Here is a 22,970-nt window from a genome sequence, read left to right as displayed (position 1 = left end):
TGCGCTCGTTTTCTGGCGCGGACACACCGTAGCGTGGTAGGGAAGTCATAACTAAATAAAATACGAGTCATCGCATTATCTTCCAAACAAGGGCACGCCTGTAGGCTCGTCACCTATGACGCGTTACATGGGAACCGAGACGGAGTACGGCATCACCTGCCCAGACAACCCGCAGATCAGCCCGCTGGTCACCTCCACGCACGCGGTGGTCGCGTACGCAGCGCTGCGCACACAGGCCCGCACCCGCTGGGATTACGCGGAAGAGGCGCCGCTGAAGGACACCCGCGGCTTCGACCTACAGCGCTACCGCAGCGTGCCGGTCGTCGACGCGAACGCGATCGGGGTGGCCAACGTGGTCACCACCAACGGCGCGCGCTACTACGTCGACCACGGGCACCCCGAATATTCCAGCCCGGAGTGCTCGAACGCGTTTGACGCGATGGTTTACGACGCGGCCGGCGACATCGTCCTCAACGACGCCGCCGCGTGCATCCGCGAGCTGTGGGAGCAACAGGTCTCCGTGCTGGCCAAGCACGAGCCGTGCCCGCCGCTGAAGTTCTACAAGAACAACGTCGACGGCAAGGGCCGTTCCTACGGCAGCCACGAAAACTACCTGTACTCGCGCCACACCAACTTCGAAAACCTCACCCAGGCGCTGATCCCGTTTTTCGTCACACGCCAGGTCATCATCGGCGCGGGCCGTGTGGGCATCGGCCAGGAGTCAGAGACACCGGGCTTTCAAATCTCGCAGCGCGCGGACTACTTCGAGCAGGAGGTTTCGCTGGAGACCACGCTCAACCGCGGCATCGTGAACACGCGCGACGAGCCACACGCACCGGAGGAGGACTTCCGCCGCCTGCACGTCATCGTGGGTGACGCGAACATGAGCCAATTCTCCAATTTCCTCAAACTCGGCATGACCTCGCTCGTGCTCGACGCGATCGAGGCCGGAGTGGATTTCTCGGACCTGCGCCTGAAAAACCCGGTCAAGGAGATCAAGGCGGTCAGCCACGACCCCACGCTGCAATACGAGCTCGAGCTTCTCGACGGCCAAAGGTTGACCGCGATCTCCATCCTCCGGGAATATAGGAGAAGGTGTGAGGGGCGGAGCGACGTCGATAGTCAAGTGCTCACACTGTGGGGCGAGGTCCTCGACGATCTTGAGCGCGACCCGCTCTCCACCGCCGACCGGCTGGATTGGACCGCGAAGTGGGCGCTGGTGCGCCGCTTTGAGCAGCGCGGCGCAACCCAGGCGAAGCTGCAGGCGATTGACCTGCAGTACGCGGACATCGACCCCGAGACCTCCCTGTATCACGCGCTGGTGCGCAAGGGAGCGATGCGCACAATGGTCAGCGCCGAGGAAATCGCGGAAGCTGCGGTGCACCCGCCGGAGGACACCCGCGCCTACTTCCGGGGGCGTGCGGGCGAGAAGTTCGCAGAAGACTTAACGGCCTCGAACTGGCAGTCCATGCTGTTCACCGTGGACGGGCAACTCTACCGGGTGCCGCTGGACCTGCTGGGCAGCCACACGAAAGCGGACGTGGGGGAGTTAATCGAAAACTCCGCGACAACACGCGCGCTGCTTTCCGGCCTGGGGCTGGCCCCAGAGCGCTAAGGTTGCATCTATGGCTACGCAACAGACACACGCTTCCGGTGGCGGTGGGGACAACCACGGCGAGGACATCGCCGCGGAATCTGCCGGCCAGGCCCAGATCAACACCTCCGGCGCCGACGACCTGCTCGACGAAATTGACGCGCTGCTGGACACCAACTCTGAGGAGTTTGTGAAGTCGTTTGTGCAGAAGGGCGGGCAGTAAGCTGACAATCAGCTACCCGCGCCGAGTGATGGGCGTGGAAACGGAGTTCGGCGTGGCCGCCTACGACGGCTCACGCCAGGTGCTCACGCCCGAGGAGGTGGCGCGCTACCTGTTCCGTCCGGTGGTCGCGCAGCACCGCAGTTCGAATGTGTTCACCGCCAACGCCTCGCGTTTGTACCTGGATGTGGGCTCGCACCCGGAGTACGCGACCGCGGAGTGTGACTCGCTGAGCCAGCTTCTGGCCTACGACAAGGCGGGGGAGCGGATCTTCCACCGGTTGTCGCAACAGTGCGACGAGGCGCTGCGTAACGACGGGTTTACGGGCTCGACCTACCTGTTCAAAAACAACGTGGATTCGCGCGGGAACTCCTACGGCGCACACGAGAACTACCTGATCAGCCGCGAACTCGCGCTGAAGTCCTTCGGCCAGCAACTGCTGCCGTTTCTGATCACGCGCCAGCTGATCTGCGGCGCCGGCAAGATCGCGGGGGACACGTTCGTCATCTCCCAGCGCGCGGACCAGGTGTGGGAGGGAGTCTCGTCGGCCACCACGCGCACCCGGCCGATCATCAACACCCGCGACGAGCCGCACGGGGATTCCCACCGCTTCCGCCGCATGCACGTGATCGTGGGCGACTCCAACATGTCCGAGCCCACCTTCGCGCTGAAGGTCGGCTCGATGCTGCTGGTTATCGAGATGCTGGAGGCCGGCTTCGACCTGCCGGACATGGAACTGGCGGATCCGATTGCGCACATCCGCGACATCGCCGCCGACCCCACGGGTGCTACCGAACTCACCCTTGCAGCGGGCGGCACCGTCACCGCTCTCGAGGTGCAGCAGCGCACCCTCGACGCGGCGAAGCGCTGGCTGAAGCAGCGCCCGGACGAAGGTACGCCGAACGAGGAGATGGCGCGGGTGGTGGACCTATGGTCCCGGGTGCTCGACGCCATTGCCACGCAGGATTTCTCGGGTGTGGACACGGAGATCGACTGGGTGATCAAGCGCAAGCTGCTCACCCAGTTCAAGGACCGTCTCGGCTGCGGCTGGGACCACCCGAAGCTCGCCCAGATCGACCTGACGTACCACGACATCAACCCAGAGCGCGGCCTGTTCTACCTGCTCGAGCGCAAGGGGTTGGCGGCGCGCTGGATCGAGGACACGGACATCGAGGAGGCGGTGGACAACGCACCGGAGACCACGCGAGCAGCCATCCGCGGCGAGTTCCTTTCCGCCGTGCGCGAGCGGGGCCTTGCGCATAATGTCGACTGGGTGCATTTGAAGGTCAACCGCCCGGAACCCCGCACGGTGGAGCTGCAGGACCCGTTCGCCACCGCGGACGACGCCGCGGCCGACCTGATCAGTTGGGTGCGGGCGCAGGAAGCTGCAGAAGGGTAGGTCGCGGTGACCAACGACAACGACATGGTCGTGCGCCAAGTCGGGCTCACGTTTGCCTTGCTGGCCTCGCCCGCAAAACGCGACGTGGCCTGGGTACAAAAGCACGTGGACGGCTACGGCGGCCGCACCCGCGACGCCGCCACACACCTGATTGAGCGCGACGTGCGCGAGCTGCGCGACCTCGGCGTGCCCGCGCGCTACCAGGACGGCGAAGTGTGGGTGGTCAAGGACCTCTACGAGCTGCCGGCCGTGGACCTCACCGCCGAGGAGGCCTCCGTGGTGGGCCTTGCCGCGGACCTGAGCAAGCCGGGCTCGCTCGGCGAGTTCGCCCGCTCCGGCTGGACCAAGCTCGCCGCCTCCGGGGCGACGCGTTCCATGGAAGCGCCGGCGCTGATGAGCGTGTCCAACGACATCTTCCAGCTGCGCCCCGACACGCTGCGCGCCATCGTGAAGTGCGTGCAGGCCAAGCAGCGCATCTCCTTCGACTTCGTCCGCGCGCCCGGCAAGGACCCGGAGCGCCGCGTGGCCGACCCATGGGGCGTGGTGTCTCTGAACAACCGCGCCTACTTCGTCGGCTACGACATCGACCGCGACGACGTGCGCGTGTTCCGCCTGAAAAAGATCTCCAAGTTGAAGAAGGTGCGCCACTCGGACGCGTTCCACGAGCGCGCGGGCGACCTGCAGGCACTGGTGGAGGAAACACTTCGCGGCGAACTTATCGACGCCACCGTCACCGTCACCCACGGCACCGGCGAAGAACTCGCCCAGCGCGGCACCCGCGCCTCCAAAGTCGGCGCGGGTGGAGATGCAGGCACGGGAGGCGCCACCGACACCATCACGCTGCGTGGCGTGGACCGCGACTGGGCGGTGCGCACCATCGCCAGCCTCGCCGGAAGCGTGGTCGCGGTGGAACCGTCGGAGGTCCGCGAGGACGTCGTCAAGCTGCTGCGCGCCGCGCTGGGAGGGGAGAACTGATGGCTGTGGACTTCAAGCGCCAAGAGCGCGTGGTGCGCCTGCTCAACCTGCTGGCCTATTCCTCGAACCACCCGGGGCTGACCCCGATGGAGATCGCCCGCGACCTGGGCGCGGACCCGATGCAGGTGCGCGACGATTTCGAGCTGCTGTTTCTCTCCGGCGTGGGCACCGGGCCGGGCGAGATGATCGACTTGGAGTACTCCTGGAAGGGCGTCAACATCAAAGACGACCAGGGGATGACCACGCCGCTGCGCCTGTCGCCCGCGGAAGCCAGCGCGCTGTTGATCCTGCTGGATTCCCTGGAAACAATGCCGGGGCTTGTGGACGGCCGCGCCGTGCGCACCGCCGCTGAAAAAATTCGCGCAGTAACCAAGTCGCAGGCGGTGGGCGACGCGGAGCACACCGGTGAGGCGGGCGTTGCCGGCACCGTCGCAGAAGCGCTTGCGACCAAGCGCAAGCTGCGCATCACGTACTACTCGGCGTCCTCTGATGCCGTCACCGAGCGCGAGGTCGATCCCGCGAGCTTGTTCCACCAGTCCGGCTCCACCTACCTCCACGCCGCGCAGCACGGAGAGATGCGTACGTTCCGGTTGGACAGGATTCAACACGCCGAGCTTCTCGACGTTCCTTCGGAGACCCCCGGCACCGACTTCGACACCGACTTCGATCCCGCAGACCCGTTCGGCATGGCTGACCGAGCACAAGCGAAATTGCTGATCCACCCGGAAGCCACGTGGCTGGCGGACTACTGGGAGATCGAGCTAGAAGAAACTCCGGAAGACGCTGAATCGCCAGGACAGTGGATCCCCGCCACAATGCGCTACGGCAGCGAGGACTGGCTGGTGCGCTTCTGCCTAAGCCAGGCGGACCGGGTGCGCATCGTCGCACCCGCAGGTCTCGCCGGCGAAGCCATGTCCCGCGTGCAACGCGCACTCGAAGCGTTAGACTAATCTGCGCGTTAGACCGTTTTCGGAAAGGACAACCCATGCCAAATATTGGATGGACCGAGCTCATCATCGTCATCTTCCTCGTGCTGCTGCTGTTCGGCGCGAACAAGCTGCCGGACTTGGCGCGTTCCATGGGTCGCTCCGCACGCATCTTCAAGTCCGAGGTCAAGGAGATGCGCAACGAAGACGAGGCGCAAGCCCCGTCGCAGCAGCGTCAGATCGACGCTGCACCAGCGCAGGAGACCCGTAGCGCCGCCCAGGAGGCGGACTTCTGGGAGCGTCCGGAGAACAACCCTCGCTAAATCTGCCTGATGGCACGTACGAAACCCCCCAAGAGGCCGAAGAAGCAGAAGAACCCGACCGGTGAGATGTCGCTGGTGGAGCACCTCCAGGAGCTGCGCCGCCGCGTCATCATCTCGCTCGCCGCCATCGTGGTCGGCACCATCATCGGGTTCATCTGGTACCAGACCGCCCCGCCGCGCACGATGCCGCTCGGCGAGATCATCCGCGGCCCCTACTGCAACCTGCCGTCCGAGCTCCGGGCGGATTTCACCGGCGACGGCGAATGCCGACTCCTGGCTACCAACCCGTTTGAGATGTTCATGCTGCGCCTGAAAGTCGGCGCGCTCGCCGGGCTCGTACTCGCATCGCCGGTGTGGCTGATGCAGATCTGGAACTTCATCACCCCGGGCCTGCACAAAAACGAGCGCCGCTACACGTTTATCTTCGTCACCATCGCGGTAGTGCTGTTCGTCTCCGGCGCGCTGCTGGCGTACTTTGTGCTGGATCAGGGTTTGTACGTGCTGATGACCATCGGCAGCGAGTTCCAGGTCGCCGCGCTGACAGGCGGGGAGTACTACAACTTCCTCCTCGCGCTCGTCGTCATCTTCGGCGTCAGCTTCGAAGTACCGCTGATCATCATCATGCTCAACCTGTTGGGCGTGCTGCGTTACGAGCATGTCAAAGGCAAACGGCGCGTGATCATCGTGGGCATTTTCATTTTTGCTGCGGTGATGACGCCGGGACAGGACCCGTTTTCCATGGTGGCGCTGGCGATCTCCATCTGCCTGCTGGTGGAGATGGCCTTTCAGTTCTGTCGTTGGAACGACCGCAAGAAAAAGCGCGAACGCCCCGACTGGATGGATCTGGACGATGAGGAAGCCTCCGGCCCGATTGAAGCGCCGACGTCCATCGGTCCCGCCAGCAGCATCGGTGCAGAACCGATCGAGCGTCCGGCACCGATCAAACGCGCGCCCGAGCGCCAGCAGAACATCCCGCCGCGGGGCTACGCGGGCGGAGCAGATTTCCGGGACGTACTGTAGGGGGCATGCTTTCCCCCGATCCTGGTACTTCGTTTCTGCGGGAGTTCGCCGAGGCGAAGCCGTTTGCCCTCGACGACTTCCAGCTCCAGGCCTGCCAGGCGGTGGAGCAGGACCGCGGCGTGCTGGTGTGCGCGCCCACCGGTTCGGGCAAAACTATCGTCGGCGAGTTCGCTGTCGCGCTCGCCCTGCACCGCGGCACGAAGTGCTTCTACACCACGCCGATTAAGGCGCTGAGCAACCAGAAGTACCACGACTTAGTCGCCGAGCACGGCGAAGATGCGGTAGGTCTGCTTACCGGCGACACCAGCATCAACGGCTCCGCCGAGATCGTGGTAATGACCACCGAGGTCTTACGCAACATGCTGTACGCGGAGTCGCCCCAGCTGGACCGGCTCACGCACGTGGTAATGGACGAGATCCACTACCTGGCGGACCGCGACCGCGGTGCGGTGTGGGAGGAGATCATCCTCAACCTCGACGATTCCGTGAGCCTGATCGGCCTGTCCGCCACCGTGTCCAACTCCGAGGAGTTCGGCGAGTGGCTCGACGCGGTGCGCGGTGACACCGAGGTCATCGTCTCGGAACACCGCCCGGTGCCGCTGAGCCAGTACATGATGGTCGGCCGCAAGATGTTCCCGCTGTTCGAACCGGGCACCGGCGGGCGGGTCAACCGCAGCCTCGAGCACGCCATCGAACGCATCGAGGCGGGCTCCTCCGACGAGGGCCGACGCGACTTCGAGGAGGGGAGGGGGTTTCGTTCCCGCTCGCGTAGCGGACGCTCGCGCGGCCAGGACAAGGTGCGCCCCGTCGGCCGACCCGAGGTTGTCTCCGCACTCCAGGGCCAGGACATGCTGCCTGCGATCGTGTTCATCTTCTCCCGCGCGGGCTGCGACGGCGCGCTGTTCCAGTGCCTGCGCTCCCGCAAGGAACTGACCACGGCCGAGGAGCGCGCCGAGATCGAGCAGATCATCGACGAAGGTGTGGACGGCATCCCCGAGGAGGACCTGGAGGTGCTGAACTTCCGCCAGGTGCGCACCGCCTGGATGCGCGGGTTCGCCGCCCACCACGCAGGCCTTCTGCCCGCGTTCAAGCACATCGTGGAGCAGTTGTTCGTCCGCGGCTTGGTCAAGGTCGTCTTCGCCACCGAGACGCTGGCGCTCGGCATTAACATGCCGGCTCGCACCGTGGTGCTGGAGAAGATGGTCAAGTTCAACGGTGAGGCCCATGTGGACCTCACCCCGGGCCAGTACACCCAGCTCACCGGGCGCGCCGGCCGCCGCGGGATTGACCACATTGGCAACGCCGTTGTGCAATGGGCTCCTGCGATGGATCCGCACCAGGTGGCGGGGTTAGCGTCGACGCGCACGTACCCGCTGATCTCCCAGTTCCAGCCCGGCTACAACATGGCCATCAACATGCTGGCCATGAACGGCTTCGACGACTCCATCCGTCTGATCGAGCAGTCCTTCGCCCAGTTCCAAACGGACCGCTCCGTTGTTGGCGAGGTGCGCGACATTGAGCGCCTCCAGCAGAAAGTGCGCTCGCTGCGCACCAAGCTCGAGCGCGACATCTCCGCGTTCGCTCCGCCTAGCGACGACGCAGCCGCCGAGCTGGTCGAGTACTCGCAGCTGCGCCGGGACCTGTCTGAGGAGGAAAAACAGGCACGGCGCGACCACCTGGACAGCCGCCACGCAGAGACCATCAAGATCCTCGGCGCGCTGCAGGTGGGGCAGGTCATCGCACTGCCCAGCAAGCGCAAGCCGGAGCTTGCCGCCGTGGTGCAGCCCGCGGGCAAGCCGCACGACCCGCGCCCCTGGGTGACCACGGAGCGCGGCTGGTCGGGGCGCATCGACGCCGCCGCGTTTAAGAACCCGCCGTTGGTAGTGGGGCGCATCAAGGTGCCGCGCCACATGCAGGACCAGCCGCGCCGCCACGCCCGCAAAGTTGCGTCACTTCTGCACCGGGGCCACTTCAACGCACCGAAACGCCTGCGCGAGCAGTCCCGGGTGCGGCCGAACAAGAAGGTCACCGCGCTGCGTGAGGCCATTCGTAACCATCCGGTGCACGACTGGCCCGCGGCGGATAGGGAGATTCTGGCGCGCACCGCCGAGGAAATCGTGCGCGAGGAGCGCACGCTTGCCAAGCTGGAGCGCCGCGTGGATACCTCCACCGATTCGCTGGGCCGCACGTTCGAGCGCATCATCGGGTTGCTCACGGAGATGGATTACGTTGAGCTTATCGACGGCGAACCGCAGGTCACCGACGAAGGCGAGCGTCTGTCGCGTATCCACAACGTCTCCGACCTGTTGGTGGCGCAGTGCCTCAAGCGCGGGATCTGGGACGAGCTGGATCCGGCCGAGCTGGCCGGTGTGGCCTCCATGGTGGTGTTTGAGAACCGCCGCGCCACAGGCGGCAGCCCCGAAGCCGCCACCGACGCCATGGCCGACGCGATGAACGAGACGATGCGCATCTACGGCGAGCTGGTTGCCGACGAGCAGCGTCACAACCTGCCCGCAACCCGCCTGCCGGATCCCGGGTTCTGCCTGTCCATCCACCAGTGGACCGCCGGAGCACCGCTGGGATACGCGCTGGCCGCCGCTGCGGAGTCGGGCGCGGAGCTCACCCCCGGCGACTTCGTGCGCTGGTGCCGCCAGGTGATAGACCTGTTGGAGCAGATCAAGAAGACCGGCTACTCAGACCAGATCCGGGACAACGCCAACCGAGCCGTGGACGCGATCCGCCGCGGCGTGGTGGCCATCGGCAACTAAAGCACCCGCAGAGGCTGCGCCAGGCCCCGCGGCCACAGCGAGACGGTGGCGATGCGCAGGTTCGTGCCTTTCGGATCCAGGATGAGCGATTGGACCCCGATAACCTTGCCGCCGACCAGCACAGGGCCGCCGGAATCGCCCTTCACCGCAGGCGGGTTGGCGTACACCAAGCCAGCGGGCCTCACCTGGGTCACGCGCTTTCTGGACCAGGACACCGGAAGCGTACCCAGGTACACACCCGGCCGTGCCTGGAGACTGCGGGCTTGCCCGCCGAACCCGAGGGTGAGCGTACGGGCGAACAGGCGCGGCGACGGCCCGAGCACGAGGGGAGTGGCATCGATCCTCTCGGGCAGACGAACCAGCGCGACATCTGTGCCGGGCACGATGTGGAGGCTGTCGACGGGGAACACGGAGCCGTCGATACGCACCCGCACACCCGTAGACGGGCGCTCACGGAAGAAGTGCGCGCAGGTGAGCACGATGTCGGCGGCGATGAGCGCGCCCGAGCAGTAGCCGCCGCCCGGAGCGCTAAGGCGGGCGACGGAGCGGTTCAGGGCAGGCAACACTCCCACGATGCTAGCGATCTACCATGGCGCACATGACTGCATTCGACTCTGATACGTACACCGCACGCCGCCAGGAAGCTGTCGAGTTGGTTAAACAGCGCGGTCTGGGTGGTTTGGTGATCGGCACTGGCGCCGAGTTCGCCTACCTCACCGGTTCCTGGACTTCCTCGCACGAGCGGCTCACCGCGCTGGTGATCGCGCCTGGCGGCACCACCGTGGTGGCACCGGTGACGGACATCCAGTCGCTGGGACTGGACGGCGTAGCAGACGTCGAGGTGGTCGGCTGGCGCGACGGGGAAAACCCGTACCAGCTAGTCGCAGATAAACTCGGCGAAGGCACCGTGGGACTGGGGTCGTCGCTGACCGCGGACCACGTCTTTGCGCTGCAGGCGCTGCTGCCGGAGACCGAGCTCGCATCCGACGCGGTGGCGGAACTTTTCATGGTCAAAGACGCCGAGGAGGTCGCCGAGCTGGAGAAGGCCGGCGCCGCCATCGACCGCGTGCACGAGCGCGCCGCTGAGCTGCTGCAACCTGGCCGTACCGAACGCGAGATCGCGGACGAGCTGCACGCGCTGATCCTGGAGGAGCACGCGAACGTGCAGTTCGTCATCGTCGGCTCCGGGCCCAATGGTTCCAACCCGCACCACGACTTCTCCGACCGTGTCCTCGAGGAGGGAGATCCTGTGGTGGTAGACCTGGGTGGCGCGCTGCCGTCCGGCTACCAGTCCGACTGCACCCGCACCCACGTGGTGGGCGAGCCTGCCAAGGCACCGGAGGACTTCCTGGAGGCTTACGCGGTGCTTGAGCGTGCGTTCGACGCCGCGTGCGCTGTCGCCAAACCCGGCATCACTGCCGGCGAGCTCGACGCCGCTGCGCGCGAGGTCATCGCAGACGCCGGCTTCGGCGAGTACTTCACCCACCGCCTCGGCCACGGCATCGGCCTTTCCGGCCACGAGCAGCCGTTCATCATCGCCGGCTCCGACGTGGTGCTGCGCGAGGGCATGGCGTTTTCCATCGAGCCCGGCATCTACGTGCCGGGCAAGTGGGGCATGCGCATCGAGGACATCGTGCGCATGACTGCTGACGGTATAGAACCGCTCAACCGCTCCCGCCGCACGCTAGGTGTTAACGATGCCTAGCACCAGACACAGCACCACAGGGCAGGGGACTGTGCTCCTGCTCGGGGCGCGCAGCGACATCGGCGGCGAGATCGCCGAACGCGTCTGTCAGGGCCGCGAGGTCGTGTTGGCGGCCAGGGGGAGCAGGGGACTGGAGGACGTCGAGAAGCGTTTGCTCGCCGCGGGTGCCGCCGCAGTGCACGCGCTCGACTTCGACGCCACCGACGTGGAGTCGCACCGGCGCATCGTGCGCGAGGCGGGCGAGGTGACCACCGCAATCGTGGCCTTTGGCATCCTCGGTGACCAGGAGCTCGCAGAGCGCGACGAGCTCGAGGCCGCCCGCATCGCCACAGTGGACTACCTCGCGCAGGTGAGCATGCTCACGGTGCTCGCCGACGAAATGACGCGCGGCGAGATCTATGCCTTTTCGTCCATAGCGGGGTGGCGGGCGCGCCGCGCCAACTACGTCTACGGCTCCACCAAGGCGGGCCTGGACGCGTTCTGCCAGGGCCTGATGGACCGGCTGCACGGCACAGGCCTCAACCTCATCCTTGCGCGTCCGGGCTTCGTCATCGGGTCCATGACGGAAGGGATGAAACCGGCGGTGATGTCGGTGACCCCGGACGTTGTCGCCGACGCGGTGGTGGACGCCGCGGCGCGGGGCAAGAGCGCCACGGTGTGGATTCCGCGGCGCCTGGCCGTCCTCGCAGCCATCATGCGCGTCGTGCCGCGGCCGGTGTGGAGGCACATGCCGAGGTAGCGGCCGAGCCCAGGTACCCTCGTGGCCATGCCGATTCCTCTTCTCGCATACTTCCTCGTCGAAGCGCTCGCGTTTTTCCTGGTGGCGAAGGCCATCGGTGTGGGCTGGGCGCTTCTGGCGATTTTCGTGCTCATGATCGCCGGCGGCGCCGCAGCCAGCATGGCGCTGCGCAACTCGCTGCTGCAGGCCGCGCACGGCCGCTCCAGCGTGGGCAAGCTCGCGGGCGATTCCGCGCTGCTCATCGGCGGCTGGACGCTTTCCGTCATCCCCGGCTTTGTCACCTCCCTGATCGGCCTGCCGCTGGTGTTCGGGCCGACGCGCGCGTTGATCCGCAAGACCATGACCAAGCGGGCGCGCGCCGCGGTGGAGAACCTCGGCGTGCGTGTCTACGACGCCACACCGATGGGGCAGTTCCAAACCAGCTACGGCTCTTTCAACCAGCCGGGCGGCGAAAAGCCGCAGGAGCCGGTCATCGACGCCGACGAGCTGGAGCAGTGGTACCGCATGGACAGCCACGAGCGCCCACAAGACCCAGGCGACAGCACCGGCGGGGCGCGCTAAATGCCGGCGTTTCTCCGTTTCGGACTCGCCGCCTTCTCCGGCTGGCTGGTCTACCTCTCGTACGAGCCGATCGGCCACTGGTGGGCCGCAGTCCTCGGCATTGCACTGCTGTGGTTCACGCTCATGCCGTGGCCTAGGCGCGCCACTGCGGCACTGGGGATGGCGGGGGAGGCGCAGGAGCGCCCGTCCGTACGTTTCGGCGCTCTGATCGGGTTCACCCACGGCCTGTTTTGCTACCTGTTCCTGCTGCCGTGGGTGGGCGAGTTCGTCGGCGCCATGCCGTATGTCGCGCTGGCAATCACCATGGCGCTCTACGCGCTGGCCACCGGCGCGTTCGGTGTGCTGGTGGCCCGCTTACGCTACGGCGCGTTCGCGTTCCCGCTGGTCTACCTGGCGGTCGAGTTCGTGCGCTCCTCGTGGCCCTTCGGCGGCTTCGCGTGGGTGCGCCTGGCGTGGGGGCAGATCAACGGCCCGCTCGCCGCGCTGTCGGCCTGGGGTGGACCCGCGCTGGTCACCGTCGCCACCGTGTTTCTCGCAGTCGGGTGCATCTCGCTTCTCGACGCCACGTCGCGCCGCCCCGCCGTCGCCGCCATCATCTTGCCGCTGGCCGCCGGGCTGATCGCCAACCTCGGCGTCGGCAAGGACAGCTCCACCGTCGATCAGGCCCGCGTTGGGGCCGTGCAGGGCAACGTGCCTCGCATGGGCCTGGACTTCAACGAGCAGCGGCGGGCGGTGCTGAGCAACCACGTCAACGAGACGCTCCGGCTCGCGGAAGCGGCCGCGGAATCCGGCGAGGAACTGGACATGGTGTTCTGGCCGGAAAACGCCTCCGACGTCAACCCGTTCGTCGACGCGGAGGCCGAGGCGCTGGTGGGTGCGGCGGTGCGCGGCGTCGATACGCCCTTGCTTGTTGGCACGCTCACGCGCGACGAGGTCGGCGCGCGCAACACCATGGTGGTCTTCGATCCGGAAACAGGGCCGGGGGAGCGCCACGACAAGCGCTTCCTGCAGCCGTTCGGCGAGTACATGCCCATGCGCGATTTCTTCCGCAACTTCTCCGACCTGGTGGACTTGGCGGGCGACTTCAAGCCCGGAAGCGACAACGGCGTGGTGCACATGGGCGGCATCCCGGTTGGCGTGGCCACCTGCTACGAGGTCGCGGAGGACCAGGCGTACCGCATGGCGGTGCGCGGCGGCGCCCAGATCCTGTCCACGCCGACGAACAACGCCACCTTCGGGTTCACGGACATGACGTATCAGCAGCTGGCGATGAGCCGGATGCGCGCGATCGAAAACGACAGGGCAGTGGTTGTCGTTGCCACCTCGGGTGTCTCCGCGATCGTGCACCCGGACGGGCACGTCTCCCAGCAGACGGAGATCTTCGAACCTGCGCACTTAATGGAGACGCTTCCGCTGCGCACCGGCACCACGCCCGCGGTGCGGTTCGGGCAGATTCTGGAGTGGCTGCTCGTCGCCGCCGGTGCAGCGCTGATGCTTGCCGCAGCCGTGTCCGCGCGCCGAAGTGGGCGCGGGTATGCTCCTACCGGAGAACAACAGCGTAAAACTGAGGAGAATTAGCGCCGTGGCCAACCAGACTCTGGTGATTATTCCGACCTACAACGAGGTAGAGAACCTCCCGCTTATCGTCGAGCGCGTTCTGGCTACGAAGGATGCCGCTGACATCCTCGTCGTTGACGACAACTCGCCGGACGGCACTGGCGCGAAGGCCGACGACCTCGCCGCCGCCCACGACGAGGTCAACGTGCTGCACCGCACAGGCAAGGAAGGCCTCCTGGCCGCCTACCGCGCCGGCTTCAACTGGGGTTTGGAGCGTGACTACCAGGTGCTGGTGCAGATGGACGCCGACGGCTCCCACGCGCCGGAAGAGCTGCACCGGCTGCTTGACGCGCTGGATAACGGCGCGGATCTCGCCATTGGTTCGCGATACATCGAGGGCGGGGAAGTGGTCAACTGGCCGAAGAACCGCTTCCTGCTGTCCAAGCTGGGCAACCAGTACGTCTCCCTCGCCCTCGGCACCGACGTGGCGGATATGACCGCAGGCTACCGCGCCTTTAAGCGCGAAGTGCTGGAGGAGTTGGACCTGGATTCCCTGTCCACCAAGGGATACATCTTCCAGGTGGAGATCGCGCACAAGGTGGACAAGCTGGGCTTCGACATCCGCGAGGTGCCGATCACCTTCGAGGACCGCAAGCTCGGCGAGTCCAAGCTGGACGCCAGCTTCGCCACCGCCTCGCTGGCCGAGGTGACCAAGTGGGGCGCCGCAGACAAGGCAACCTTTGTTAAGGATCTGACCTCCGAGACAGTCCGCCAGTTCGTCTACGCCGTGGAGCACTCGAAGCTTTCCGACGTCCGCCGCGCGGCCGCCGACGCTCCCGAGCGGATCATTAACGCCATCGGCGAGTTCGGCGCGGTGGCCAAGCACGAAATCGACAACGCCAACCTGGGAAAGGTTCAGTCCAAGGCCGCCCGCCGCGTCAACGACGCCATCAACCTGGGCGAAGAGACCATCCGCCAGGCGCTCTACGCGCTCGGCTTCGACGGCAAGCGCAAGAAGTAGCGGCCGAAAATAGGGAAGTGCCCGCCCCCGCGATTTCGATTCGCGGAGGCGGGCACTTGCGTGAGCCGTCGTAAAGCAAGCTAGCTCTCTTTGGCCTGCTGCTGCTCCTTCGCAATGCGGGCGGCGGTGCGGCGGCGCTTGCGCAGCTGCTCAAGACGCTCCTCAAGCAGGACGTCGAGCTCCTCGATGCTGCGGCGCTCACGCAGCATGTCCCAGTGTGTGCGCGGCGGCTTGGCGGGCTTGGACTCCACGCCTTCGCCCTCCATGAGGGTGCCAACCTGGCCGTTCTTGCACATCCACTCCTCGGGGATTTCGGCGTCGTCAGCGAACGGCACCTCGAACACCTCACCGTTGGGGGTGCGGTACTTTGCCATCTGGCGTGGCGCGAGATCGTGGTCGCGGTCCGTTTCGTAGCTGACTGCGCCCATGCGGCTTCCGCGAAGAACTCGATCGGCCATGGCACTCACCATCCTTTTCAACCCGTTTGTTTTCAGTCGCTCCAGTATAACGGTGCAGTTCTGCGAATTGTTCCCGGGCACTTTCGTTTCATCTACACATGTAATAGAATAGGTAACTGTGACGGATAAATTACGTGCCCTTACCAAGAAGACAGCCACCTGCGCCTGGTGCGGGAAGGAAATTCCCGTGAACCGCGGCCGCGGCCGGAAACGCAAGTACTGCGGACCATCCTGCACGCAGCGTGCTTACGAACAGCGCACCATGCTGGCCGGAACGTCTGTGGACGAGGACGCGGTGATCCTCAACCGCAACAAGGTAGCAGAGTACCGCGACCGGCTCTACGCGCTGCGGTGCGCAGCGGAGGATATCCGCACGGCAGCCGCCGAAGGCGCGAAGCCTGACGATTTGGCCCCGCTTTGTGACGAATTAGTAGAATTAGCCCAGCAACTTGAAAGGCTGAGGTGATTTCCAGGTGGAGAAACGCGCGGCAACCAGCGCAAAGACGCGCACAACTCTCATCGTTGTCGTATCCATTTTCATTGTCGTGGCGGTGTTGGTGGCCATGATTCCGCTGTTTATGACCCTGTTCAAGGGCGGCGGCGTGAAGACCGAGGGGATTGAGGCTGACAAGGTGTCCGCAGCCACCACAGAGCTTGACGGCGAGTGGAAGGTCACCAACCGCCCGGGCGACAACGTCACATCCGCCGGCTTCACCTTTGAAGAGGTTCTGCCGGGCGAACGCCGCAGCACCTCGGCGTCGACGCGTGCAGTCACAGGCTTTGCGACGATTGCTGAAGGCACGCTGACCGCCGGCGAGATCACCGTCGACATGCAGCACCTGTCGTCCGACAGCGACAAGCGAGACTCGTCGGTGCGCCGCCGCATCTTCCACACAGACGAGTACCCGGAGGCCACGTTCACGGTGACGCAGCCAGCGGACGTGTCCGCCTTGCCGGATGACGGCACCGTGGGCACCGTGACCCTCACCGGCGAGCTGACAATCCACGGCGAGACCAACGAGATCACGCACGAGTTCGACGTTGCGCGTTCGGGCGACCGTTTGATCGTCGCCGGCGACATTCCGATCAACCGCTTGGACTACGGCGTGGAGACCCCGGAGCTCGTCGCGGCGAAAATCAACGAAGAGGGCGAAGTTAACGTCCGCATCAACATGACCAAGTAGATGGCCCGGTTTACGTAACGTTACGTTAAAAGGGATATGCGGAAGGGCGCCGGACGCGAGGAGTGCTCGGCGCCTTTTTTAGTTCCACCGTATATAACTGTCCGATAATGTACATTATGTCAAGTAACGTTCTGGTGGCCCTGGCACCGACTAGCGGCGCCCTCTCCTGTTTCTCCGCGCGAACGTGATCTGCGCCAGATCAATCATCCCCAGCTGCGCCATCGCTTCACGCAACGCGAACTGCCACACCCACATACGACGGAACACGGCGTCGTAGCCGTCCGCGGCCGCGTCGCGCAGCTTGCCGTCGAATGTGATGCGCTGCAGGCGCAGCGACGCCACGAGGTGCTCCGGCGCAGATGTCTGCGCGACCACGCGCAGATCAGTCTCGCGGTCGACCGTCTTTCTAATCTCCGCAACTGTTGCGAAATGCAGCCCCGGCCAGATGTACGCCCGCAGCGATTCCATGGCGAGGTCCGCCGCGCGGTTGTACGCCGGTGTGCGCACCACGGTTTGCATCGCGGCCCTGCCGCCCTGGCCCAAGACCGCGTCCACAGCGAGAAGGTACTTTCTCTGTTGACGCTGCGGCATCGTTTCAAACGCCTCCATACTCGCAACCGCGTCGTAGACGCCTTGGCGCTGCTTGGCCACAGCCGCCGGCCCCTCCGCAATGCGGTCCACAGTGACGGATCCGTCCGTGCCTGCAAGAATGAGCCGTTCGCGCATTGCGGCATACATGCGGGCGTCGCGGGTGACTGCGTCGACCGTTGCGCCGTGCGCAGCGGCCCCGAACGCCAATGCGCCGCCACCGGACGGATATTCCAACAAGTGTGTGCCGTGAGCCACACCCAGGCTGTCCAAAAGCTTATTCACGCTGCGGGTTTGCGCGTCTTTGAGGTCTTCCCGGTCGGACTCCAGGGGTGTCCCTATTTCCGTCACGTCGACGAAATGGCCGCGGGGCTCGCGCCCCTTGCCCGCGCCTTTCGTGTGCGATTTCATGCGGATCCGCTCCGTGGTGGCTACGCCAGTAGCGAAATGCCCCTGGAATGCGCTGAATCCGTCGCCCGAGAAATGCGCGATCAGGTCGGGTGGCAGCTCCCCCGGCGTTGCGGGGCGCACCGCGTCCACACGGCGGGTTCGCGGGGTGTAACCGGTGCGCAGGAGGGCCGTGAGGACGTCGACAAGCTGCTGCGAACCCCCAGTCGACCACTCTCCCGCCATATAACCTTCCGCGAGCCCAACCCACCCGCTGGCAGCGATACGCTCGAACACCTCAGCACGTTCAACCGTGATGGCAGCACCTTCGCCCTCAAGCGCGAGCCCCGCTTTTGCGCACCCGCGAGCGAAGGCAGCTTCGGCGAGCCTCGTACGGAATCTGCCTGGCTTGGGAACACTGGCCACTCCCGGCCACGCGTCTGCGTCAACTGGTTGAAGGTGCGCGGGAATGTTCGCGGAAGTGCTCTCGGCCATTCCTCGGATGCTAGTGCTCCGACCGCGCGGATTTGGAGTGCCACGGCGGAGCCTGGCCGCGCAGACTATTGGCGGGCGCGTACTATGTATTCCGTTCCAATTAATAACGTCATTGACCCGAGGAGATATCACTCATGGCCTCTCAGGTGTACCGCCCCGAAGGTAGCCGCCACCACGTTGTCATCGTGGGCGCAGGTTTTGGCGGCGTGAATGCGGCGAAGGAGCTCGCTGACGCTGATGTCGACATCACGCTGATCAACAACACCAACCACCACCTCTTCCCGCCACTGCTGTACCAGGTGGCAACCGGCCTGATGTCTTCCGGCGAAATCACCGGTGACGTGCGCCAGATGTTTGGCAACCAGCAGAACGTCCGAGTCGTGCGTGGCACCGTGGAAACCGTCGATGTGAAGGAGAAAACCGTCACCTCCGTTGAGGGCGGCAAGGAGTCCACCTTCTCCTATGACTCCCTCATCGTCGCTGCCGGTGCCGGCCAGTCCTACTTCGGCAATGACCACTTCGCCGAGTTCGCCCCGGGGCTGAAGACGCTGGACCACGCGTTTGAGATCCGCGCCCGCCTCATCGCCGCCTTCGAGCGCGCCGAGCTGGCGGAGACCCCGGAAGAACGCGAGCGTGAGCTGACCTTCGTCATTGTCGGTGCCGGACCGACCGGTGTGGAGCTGGCAGGCCAGGTCGCCGAGATGGCGCACCGCGCTTTCACCTCCGGCCGCTACTCGTTTAGCACTGAGCAGTCCAAGATTTACCTTCTTGACGGCGCTCCGCAGGTGCTGCCGCCGTTTGGCAAGCGCCTGGGCAAGAAGGCTCAGCGCGAGCTGGAAAAGGCCGGCGTGACCGTCATTCTCAACGCGATGGTGACCAACGTGGACGCAGACAGCGTGACCTACAAGGACATGAAGTCCGAGCAGGAAACCACCATCGACACCCCGACCAAGATCTGGTCCGCCGGTGTGGCCGCTTCCCCGCTGGGCAAGCAGGTCGCCGACCAGCTCGGCGTGGAGGCCGACCGCGCTGGCAAGGTCGAGGTCAACGCCGATCTGTCCGTGGGCGAGGATCCGAACGTTTTCATTATCGGCGACATGATGAACCGCGACCGCCTGCCCGGTGTCGCCCAGGTGGCCATCCAGTCCGGTGCATACGTAGGCAAGATCATCAAGGAGCAGGTCGAGCACGACGTCGCTCCGGAGAACCGCGACCCGTTCGAGTACTTCGACAAGGGCTCCATGGCCATCATCAACCGCTTCAATGCCGTGGTGAAGATGGGCAAGGTGGAGATCACCGGCTTCATCGGCTGGCTGATGTGGCTCGGTGTGCACCTGTCCTTCCTCACCGGCACCCGCAACCGTCTAGTGGCCGCCACCGAGTGGACCATTAACGCTTTCTCCCGCACTCGCCATAACCTCGCGGTAACCGAGGGCCAGCTGGAGGGCCCTGAGCTGGAGACCGGCAAGTAGCCCCTCACTCTCCCCTGGCCTTTCCTTGAAGGCCTCACCGGCCCCGAACCTTTTTACTAGGTACGGGGCCGGTTCTTTTGTTTCTTTGACAGCACGCTTTCACGAGTGCGGAAAATCACAGCATTCATATTACCTTTATCTGGTTCATGTCCCCTACAATCGTTGGTGAGCGGCCCGCGCTTTGAAAGTACATGGGTAAATAAGAGGGCAAGCGCAGCCGCCAGAGATCTTTCAAGTATTGCAACGAAGGACTGTGCAACTGTGACTGTTTCGACAGAGCCGCAAATTGAAAACCGCGCATGGGACGGCTTCAAGCCGGGCCCATGGATGGAACGCATTGACGTACGCGATTTCGTCCAGCGCAACTACACCCCCTACGACGGGGATGCATCGTTCCTTGAAGGCGCCACCGAAAAGACGCTGCGCCTCTGGGATCACCTTGACAAGAACTACCTCGCCGTCGAGCGTGAGCGCCGTGTCTACGACGTGGACACGGAAACGCCCGCCGACATCGACGCGTTCAAGCCGGGATACATCTCGGAGGACGACGACGTCGTTGTCGGTCTGCAGACGGACACCCCAACCAAGCGCGCAATGATGCCGAACGGTGGCTGGCGCATGGTTGAGCAGGCCATCAAGGAGGCCGGCAAAGAGGTCAACCCGGACGTGAAGAAGATCTTCACGCAGTACCGCAAGACCCACAACGACGCCGTCTTCGACATCTACACCCCGCGCATCCGTGCGGCCCGTTCCTCCCACATCGTGACGGGCCTGCCGGACGCCTACGGCCGCGGCCGCATCATCGGCGACTACCGCCGTGTGGCCCTCTACGGTGTGGATTTCCTCATTGAGGAGAAGCAGCAGGCGAAGGACGCTTCCTTGGAGAAGGGCTTCTCGGAGCACTGGGCCCGCTACCGTGAGGAGCACGCCGAGCAGATCAAGGCGCTGAAGAAGCTGAAGAAGATGGCCGAGGACTACGGCTTCGACATCTCCGGCCCGGCCACCAACGCAAAGGAAGCCGTGCAGTGGACCTACTTCGGCTACCTCGCCTCCGTGAAGAGCCAGGACGGCGCCGCCATGTCGATTGGCCGCCTCTCCCCCTTCCTGGACGCGTACTTCGAGCGCGACTTGGCCAACGGCACCCTGACTGAGGTCGAGGCCCAGGAGATCATCGACGCACTGGTGATCAAGCTTCGTATCGTTCGCTTCCTGCGCACCGAGGACTACGACCAGATCTTCTCCGGCGACCCGTACTGGGCAACCTGGACCGACGCTGGCTTCTCCGAGGACGGCCGCCACCAGGTGACCAAGACCGCGTTCCGTCTGCTGCAGACACTGCGCAACCTGGGACCGGCGCCGGAGCCGAACATCACCATCTTCTGGGACCCGGCACTTCCGGCGGGCTACAAGGAATTCTGCGCCGCGATCTCGATCGAGACCTCGTCGCTGCAGTACGAGTCCGACAAGCAGATCCGTGACAAGTGGGGCGACGATGCCGCCATCGCTTGCTGCGTGTCCCCGATGCAGGTGGGCAAGCAGATGCAGTTCTTCGGCGCCCGCGTCAACGCCGCCAAGGCCCTGCTCTACGCCATGAACGGCGGCCGCGACGAGGTCACCGGCAAGCAGGTCACCGACGGCGACCACACCCCGATTGAGGGCGACGGGCCGCTGGACTTCGATGAGGTCTGGCAGAAGTACGAGGAGATGCTTGACTGGGTTGTCGGCACCTACGTCGAGGCTTTGAACATCATCCACTACTGCCACGACCGGTACGCCTACGAGTCCATCGAGATGGCGCTGCACGACTCCGACATTGTCCGCACCATGGGCTGCGGCATCGCGGGCCTGTCCATCGTGGCAGACTCCCTGTCGGCCATTAAGTACGCGAAGGTCACCCCGGTCCGCGACGAAACCGGCCTGATCGTCGACTACATCACCGAGGGCGAGTTCCCGTTCTACGGCAACGACGACGACCGCGCGGACGACATCGCCGCCACGGTGGTGCACACGGTGATGCAGAAGATCAAGGCGATCCCGCTGTACCGCGACGCCATCCCGACGCAGTCGGTGCTGACCATCACCTCCAACGTGGTCTACGGCAAGGCAACCGGTTCGTTCCCCTCCGGCCACAAGGCTGGCACCCCGTTCGCACCGGGCGCTAACCCGGAGAACGGCGCGGACAACCACGGCATGGTCGCGTCCATGCTCTCCGTGGGCAAGCTCGACTACAACGACGCGCTGGACGGCATCTCGTTGACCAACACGATCACCCCGTCGGGCTTGGGCCGCAACAAGGACGAGCAGGTGACCAACCTGGTCGGTGTCCTGGATGCTGGCTTCATCATGGACAACGCCGACACGGTCATCAACCCCGCCTAACCCAGACTTCCCCATCCACCCATTCACTTTGAAGGAGACAACATCATGACCACCCCTACTTTCGACGAACGCCTCGCTTCCATGAAGGCTTCCCGTTCCGCTAACAACATGGACTCCGGCCTGTACCACGCCAACATCAACGTGCTGGACGAGTCCACGCTGGAGGACGCGATGGAGCACCCGGAGAACTACCCGAACCTGACCGTTCGCGTCTCCGGCTACGCCGTGAACTTTGTCAAGCTGACGAAGGAGCAGCAGCGCGACGTTATCTCCCGTACCTTCCACAAGGGCGCTTAGTACATGGCGCAGGACGGAACTAGCGGCGTCGTCACGCTTTCGCCCGAACAGGGCGAGCGCGTGCGCGGCGTCGCTGCCGGTTTAGGCGGACTGTCCACCGACGACCTGGAGATCACCCGCCCCGAACTGTTTGAGGCGCGCCGCACAGGCGAAATTGGCCTCATCCACTCGTGGGAGCTGGTCACAGCTGTCGACGGCCCAGGCACCCGGATGACCATCTTCTTGTCCGGTTGCCCGCTGCGGTGCAAGTACTGCCACAACCCGGACACGATGGAAATGAAGGATGGCACGCTCGAGCAGATCGACGACGTCGTGCGCCGCGTGCTTCGCTACAAGCCGGTGTTCAACGCCTCCGGTGGCGGGCTGACGCTCTCCGGGGGTGAGCCGCTGTTCCAGATCGCGTTCACCCGTCGCCTACTCAAGGCGGTCCACGATGCAGGCGTGCACACCACGATCGACACCTCCGGATTCCTCGGCTCCCGCTTGACGGACGAGGACCTGGACAACATCGACCTGTTCCTGCTGGACGTGAAGTCCGGCCTGCCGGACACGTACGAAAACGTCACCGCGCGCCAGCTGCAGCCGACGATTGACTTCGGCGACCGGCTGCACGAAAAGGGCAAGCCGGTGTGGATCCGCTTCGTTGTCGTGCCTGGCCTGACGGACAGCGAAGACAATGTGCAGGCCGTGGCCGACATTGTCGCGCGCTGGAAAGGCACTGTGGAACGCGTCGAGGTCCTGCCTTTCCACAACATGGGCGAGGACAAGTGGAACCGCATTGGCATGGACTACGAGCTCAAGGGGGTTTCCCCACCAACGCCGGAGTCCGTGGAACACGTCCGCGAGGTTTTTCGCTCGCGCGGCCTCACCGTGTTCTAGCCGAGTTTTAGCTCGCCTTGAGG

At 64.9% G+C, this 22,970-nt stretch carries 20 protein-coding genes and 2 pseudogenes; 19 read left to right on the top strand and 3 right to left on the bottom strand.

Features of this window, described 5'->3' with window-relative positions; all coding sequences use genetic code 11:
• Positions 1-115 precede the first annotated feature (115 nt).
• Genes dop through QP996_RS10115 form a run of 8 tightly spaced genes read left to right on the top strand, consistent with a single transcriptional unit; the run spans position 116 to position 9,225 of the window.
• Complete coding sequence (gene dop / locus QP996_RS10150) at positions 116-1,615, top strand: depupylase/deamidase Dop (RefSeq protein WP_284872509.1); 1,500 nt, start codon at positions 116-118, stop codon at positions 1,613-1,615.
• Between the two features lie 10 nt (positions 1,616-1,625).
• Complete coding sequence (locus QP996_RS10145) at positions 1,626-1,817, top strand: ubiquitin-like protein Pup (RefSeq protein ID WP_284872508.1); 192 nt, start codon at positions 1,626-1,628, stop codon at positions 1,815-1,817.
• Between the two features lie 28 nt (positions 1,818-1,845).
• Entirely contained in the window at positions 1,846-3,213 is a 1,368-nt protein-coding gene (gene pafA, locus QP996_RS10140) for a Pup--protein ligase (RefSeq protein ID WP_284872507.1), read from the top strand.
• Between the two features lie 6 nt (positions 3,214-3,219).
• On the top strand, positions 3,220-4,188 hold the full coding sequence (locus QP996_RS10135) for a helix-turn-helix transcriptional regulator (protein ID WP_284872506.1): 969 nt from the start codon (positions 3,220-3,222) through the stop codon (positions 4,186-4,188).
• Positions 4,188-5,138, top strand: a complete 951-nt coding sequence (locus tag QP996_RS10130; protein WP_284872505.1) for a helix-turn-helix transcriptional regulator — start codon at positions 4,188-4,190, stop codon at positions 5,136-5,138. Before QP996_RS10135 ends, QP996_RS10130 begins: the two co-directional genes overlap by 1 nt.
• A 35-nt stretch (positions 5,139-5,173) precedes the next feature.
• Entirely contained in the window at positions 5,174-5,437 is a 264-nt protein-coding gene (tatA, locus tag QP996_RS10125; protein ID WP_284872504.1) for a Sec-independent protein translocase subunit TatA, read from the top strand.
• Positions 5,438-5,446: 9 nt separating this feature from the next.
• On the top strand, positions 5,447-6,457 hold the full coding sequence (gene tatC / locus QP996_RS10120; protein WP_284872503.1) for a twin-arginine translocase subunit TatC: 1,011 nt from the start codon (positions 5,447-5,449) through the stop codon (positions 6,455-6,457).
• Between the two features lie 5 nt (positions 6,458-6,462).
• Entirely contained in the window at positions 6,463-9,225 is a 2,763-nt protein-coding gene (locus QP996_RS10115; RefSeq protein WP_284872502.1) for a DEAD/DEAH box helicase, read from the top strand.
• Here QP996_RS10115 and QP996_RS10110 read toward each other — a convergent pair.
• Positions 9,222-9,791, bottom strand: a complete 570-nt coding sequence (locus QP996_RS10110; protein WP_284872501.1) for a S1 family peptidase — start codon at positions 9,789-9,791, stop codon at positions 9,222-9,224. The genes QP996_RS10115 and QP996_RS10110 overlap by 4 nt on opposite strands.
• Positions 9,792-9,814: 23 nt before the next feature.
• Between QP996_RS10110 and QP996_RS10105 the strand changes: the two genes are divergently transcribed.
• From QP996_RS10105 to QP996_RS10085, 5 genes are read left to right on the top strand one after another with little or no spacing between them, the layout of a single operon-like run.
• Positions 9,815-10,930: a M24 family metallopeptidase gene (locus tag QP996_RS10105; RefSeq protein WP_502870226.1), complete on the top strand. Its 1,116-nt coding sequence runs from the start codon at positions 9,815-9,817 to the stop codon at positions 10,928-10,930.
• Complete coding sequence (locus QP996_RS10100; RefSeq protein WP_284872499.1) at positions 10,923-11,669, top strand: SDR family oxidoreductase; 747 nt, start codon at positions 10,923-10,925, stop codon at positions 11,667-11,669. Before QP996_RS10105 ends, QP996_RS10100 begins: the two co-directional genes overlap by 8 nt.
• A 27-nt stretch (positions 11,670-11,696) precedes the next feature.
• Positions 11,697-12,230 (top strand): FxsA family protein, encoded by a 534-nt coding sequence (locus tag QP996_RS10095; RefSeq protein WP_284872498.1) that lies wholly within the window; start codon positions 11,697-11,699, stop codon positions 12,228-12,230.
• A complete protein-coding gene (gene lnt, locus QP996_RS10090; protein ID WP_284872497.1) occupies positions 12,231-13,808 on the top strand; it encodes an apolipoprotein N-acyltransferase in 1,578 nt (525 codons plus the stop codon). It begins immediately after the preceding gene.
• Positions 13,809-13,812: 4 nt separating this feature from the next.
• Entirely contained in the window at positions 13,813-14,808 is a 996-nt protein-coding gene (locus QP996_RS10085) for a polyprenol monophosphomannose synthase (RefSeq protein WP_502870225.1), read from the top strand.
• Between the two features lie 80 nt (positions 14,809-14,888).
• Here the strand turns inward: QP996_RS10085 and QP996_RS10080 are convergent, their stop codons facing one another.
• Positions 14,889-15,266 (bottom strand): RNA polymerase-binding protein RbpA, encoded by a 378-nt coding sequence (locus QP996_RS10080; protein ID WP_239306593.1) that lies wholly within the window; start codon positions 15,264-15,266, stop codon positions 14,889-14,891.
• A 118-nt stretch (positions 15,267-15,384) separates the two neighbouring features.
• On the opposite strand from QP996_RS10080, the gene QP996_RS10075 reads away from it, so the two are divergent.
• Together QP996_RS10075 and QP996_RS10070 are read left to right on the top strand one after the other, a co-directional pair.
• Positions 15,385-15,732 carry a hypothetical protein gene (locus QP996_RS10075; RefSeq protein ID WP_284872495.1) on the top strand — a complete coding sequence of 116 codons (348 nt, stop codon included), beginning with the start codon at positions 15,385-15,387 and terminating at the stop codon, positions 15,730-15,732.
• Between the two features lie 7 nt (positions 15,733-15,739).
• The gene (locus QP996_RS10070; protein WP_284872494.1) at positions 15,740-16,450 is read left to right on the top strand and encodes a YceI family protein; all 711 of its coding nucleotides are present in this window, start codon (positions 15,740-15,742) and stop codon (positions 16,448-16,450) included.
• Positions 16,451-16,600: 150 nt separating this feature from the next.
• On the opposite strand, the gene QP996_RS10065 is transcribed toward QP996_RS10070, so the two are convergent.
• Complete coding sequence (locus QP996_RS10065) at positions 16,601-17,722, bottom strand: SAM-dependent methyltransferase (protein WP_284872493.1); 1,122 nt, start codon at positions 17,720-17,722, stop codon at positions 16,601-16,603.
• Positions 17,723-18,054: 332 nt separating this feature from the next.
• Between QP996_RS10065 and QP996_RS10060 the strand changes: the two genes are divergently transcribed.
• The 4 genes and pseudogenes from QP996_RS10060 (at position 18,055) to pflA (ending at position 22,947) form a co-directional block, all read left to right on the top strand.
• Positions 18,055-19,392 carry an NAD(P)/FAD-dependent oxidoreductase gene (locus QP996_RS10060; protein WP_284872492.1) on the top strand — a complete coding sequence of 446 codons (1,338 nt, stop codon included), beginning with the start codon at positions 18,055-18,057 and terminating at the stop codon, positions 19,390-19,392.
• Positions 19,393-19,719: 327 nt separating this feature from the next.
• A pseudogene (locus tag QP996_RS10055) lies at positions 19,720-21,480 on the top strand (pyruvate formate lyase family protein); the annotation flags it as partial.
• Positions 21,460-22,068, top strand: a pseudogene (gene grcA2 / locus QP996_RS10050) (autonomous glycyl radical cofactor GrcA2). The pseudogenes QP996_RS10055 and grcA2, both read left to right, overlap by 21 nt.
• 3 nt (positions 22,069-22,071) lie before the next feature.
• The gene (pflA, locus tag QP996_RS10045) at positions 22,072-22,947 is read left to right on the top strand and encodes a pyruvate formate-lyase-activating protein (protein ID WP_284872491.1); all 876 of its coding nucleotides are present in this window, start codon (positions 22,072-22,074) and stop codon (positions 22,945-22,947) included.
• Positions 22,948-22,970 lie beyond the last annotated feature (23 nt).

This window comes from Corynebacterium sp. MSK008, from assembly GCF_030232585.1.
In the GTDB taxonomy this organism is placed as follows: domain Bacteria; phylum Actinomycetota; class Actinomycetes; order Mycobacteriales; family Mycobacteriaceae; genus Corynebacterium.
This window is presented reverse-complemented; position numbering and strand designations above follow the sequence as displayed.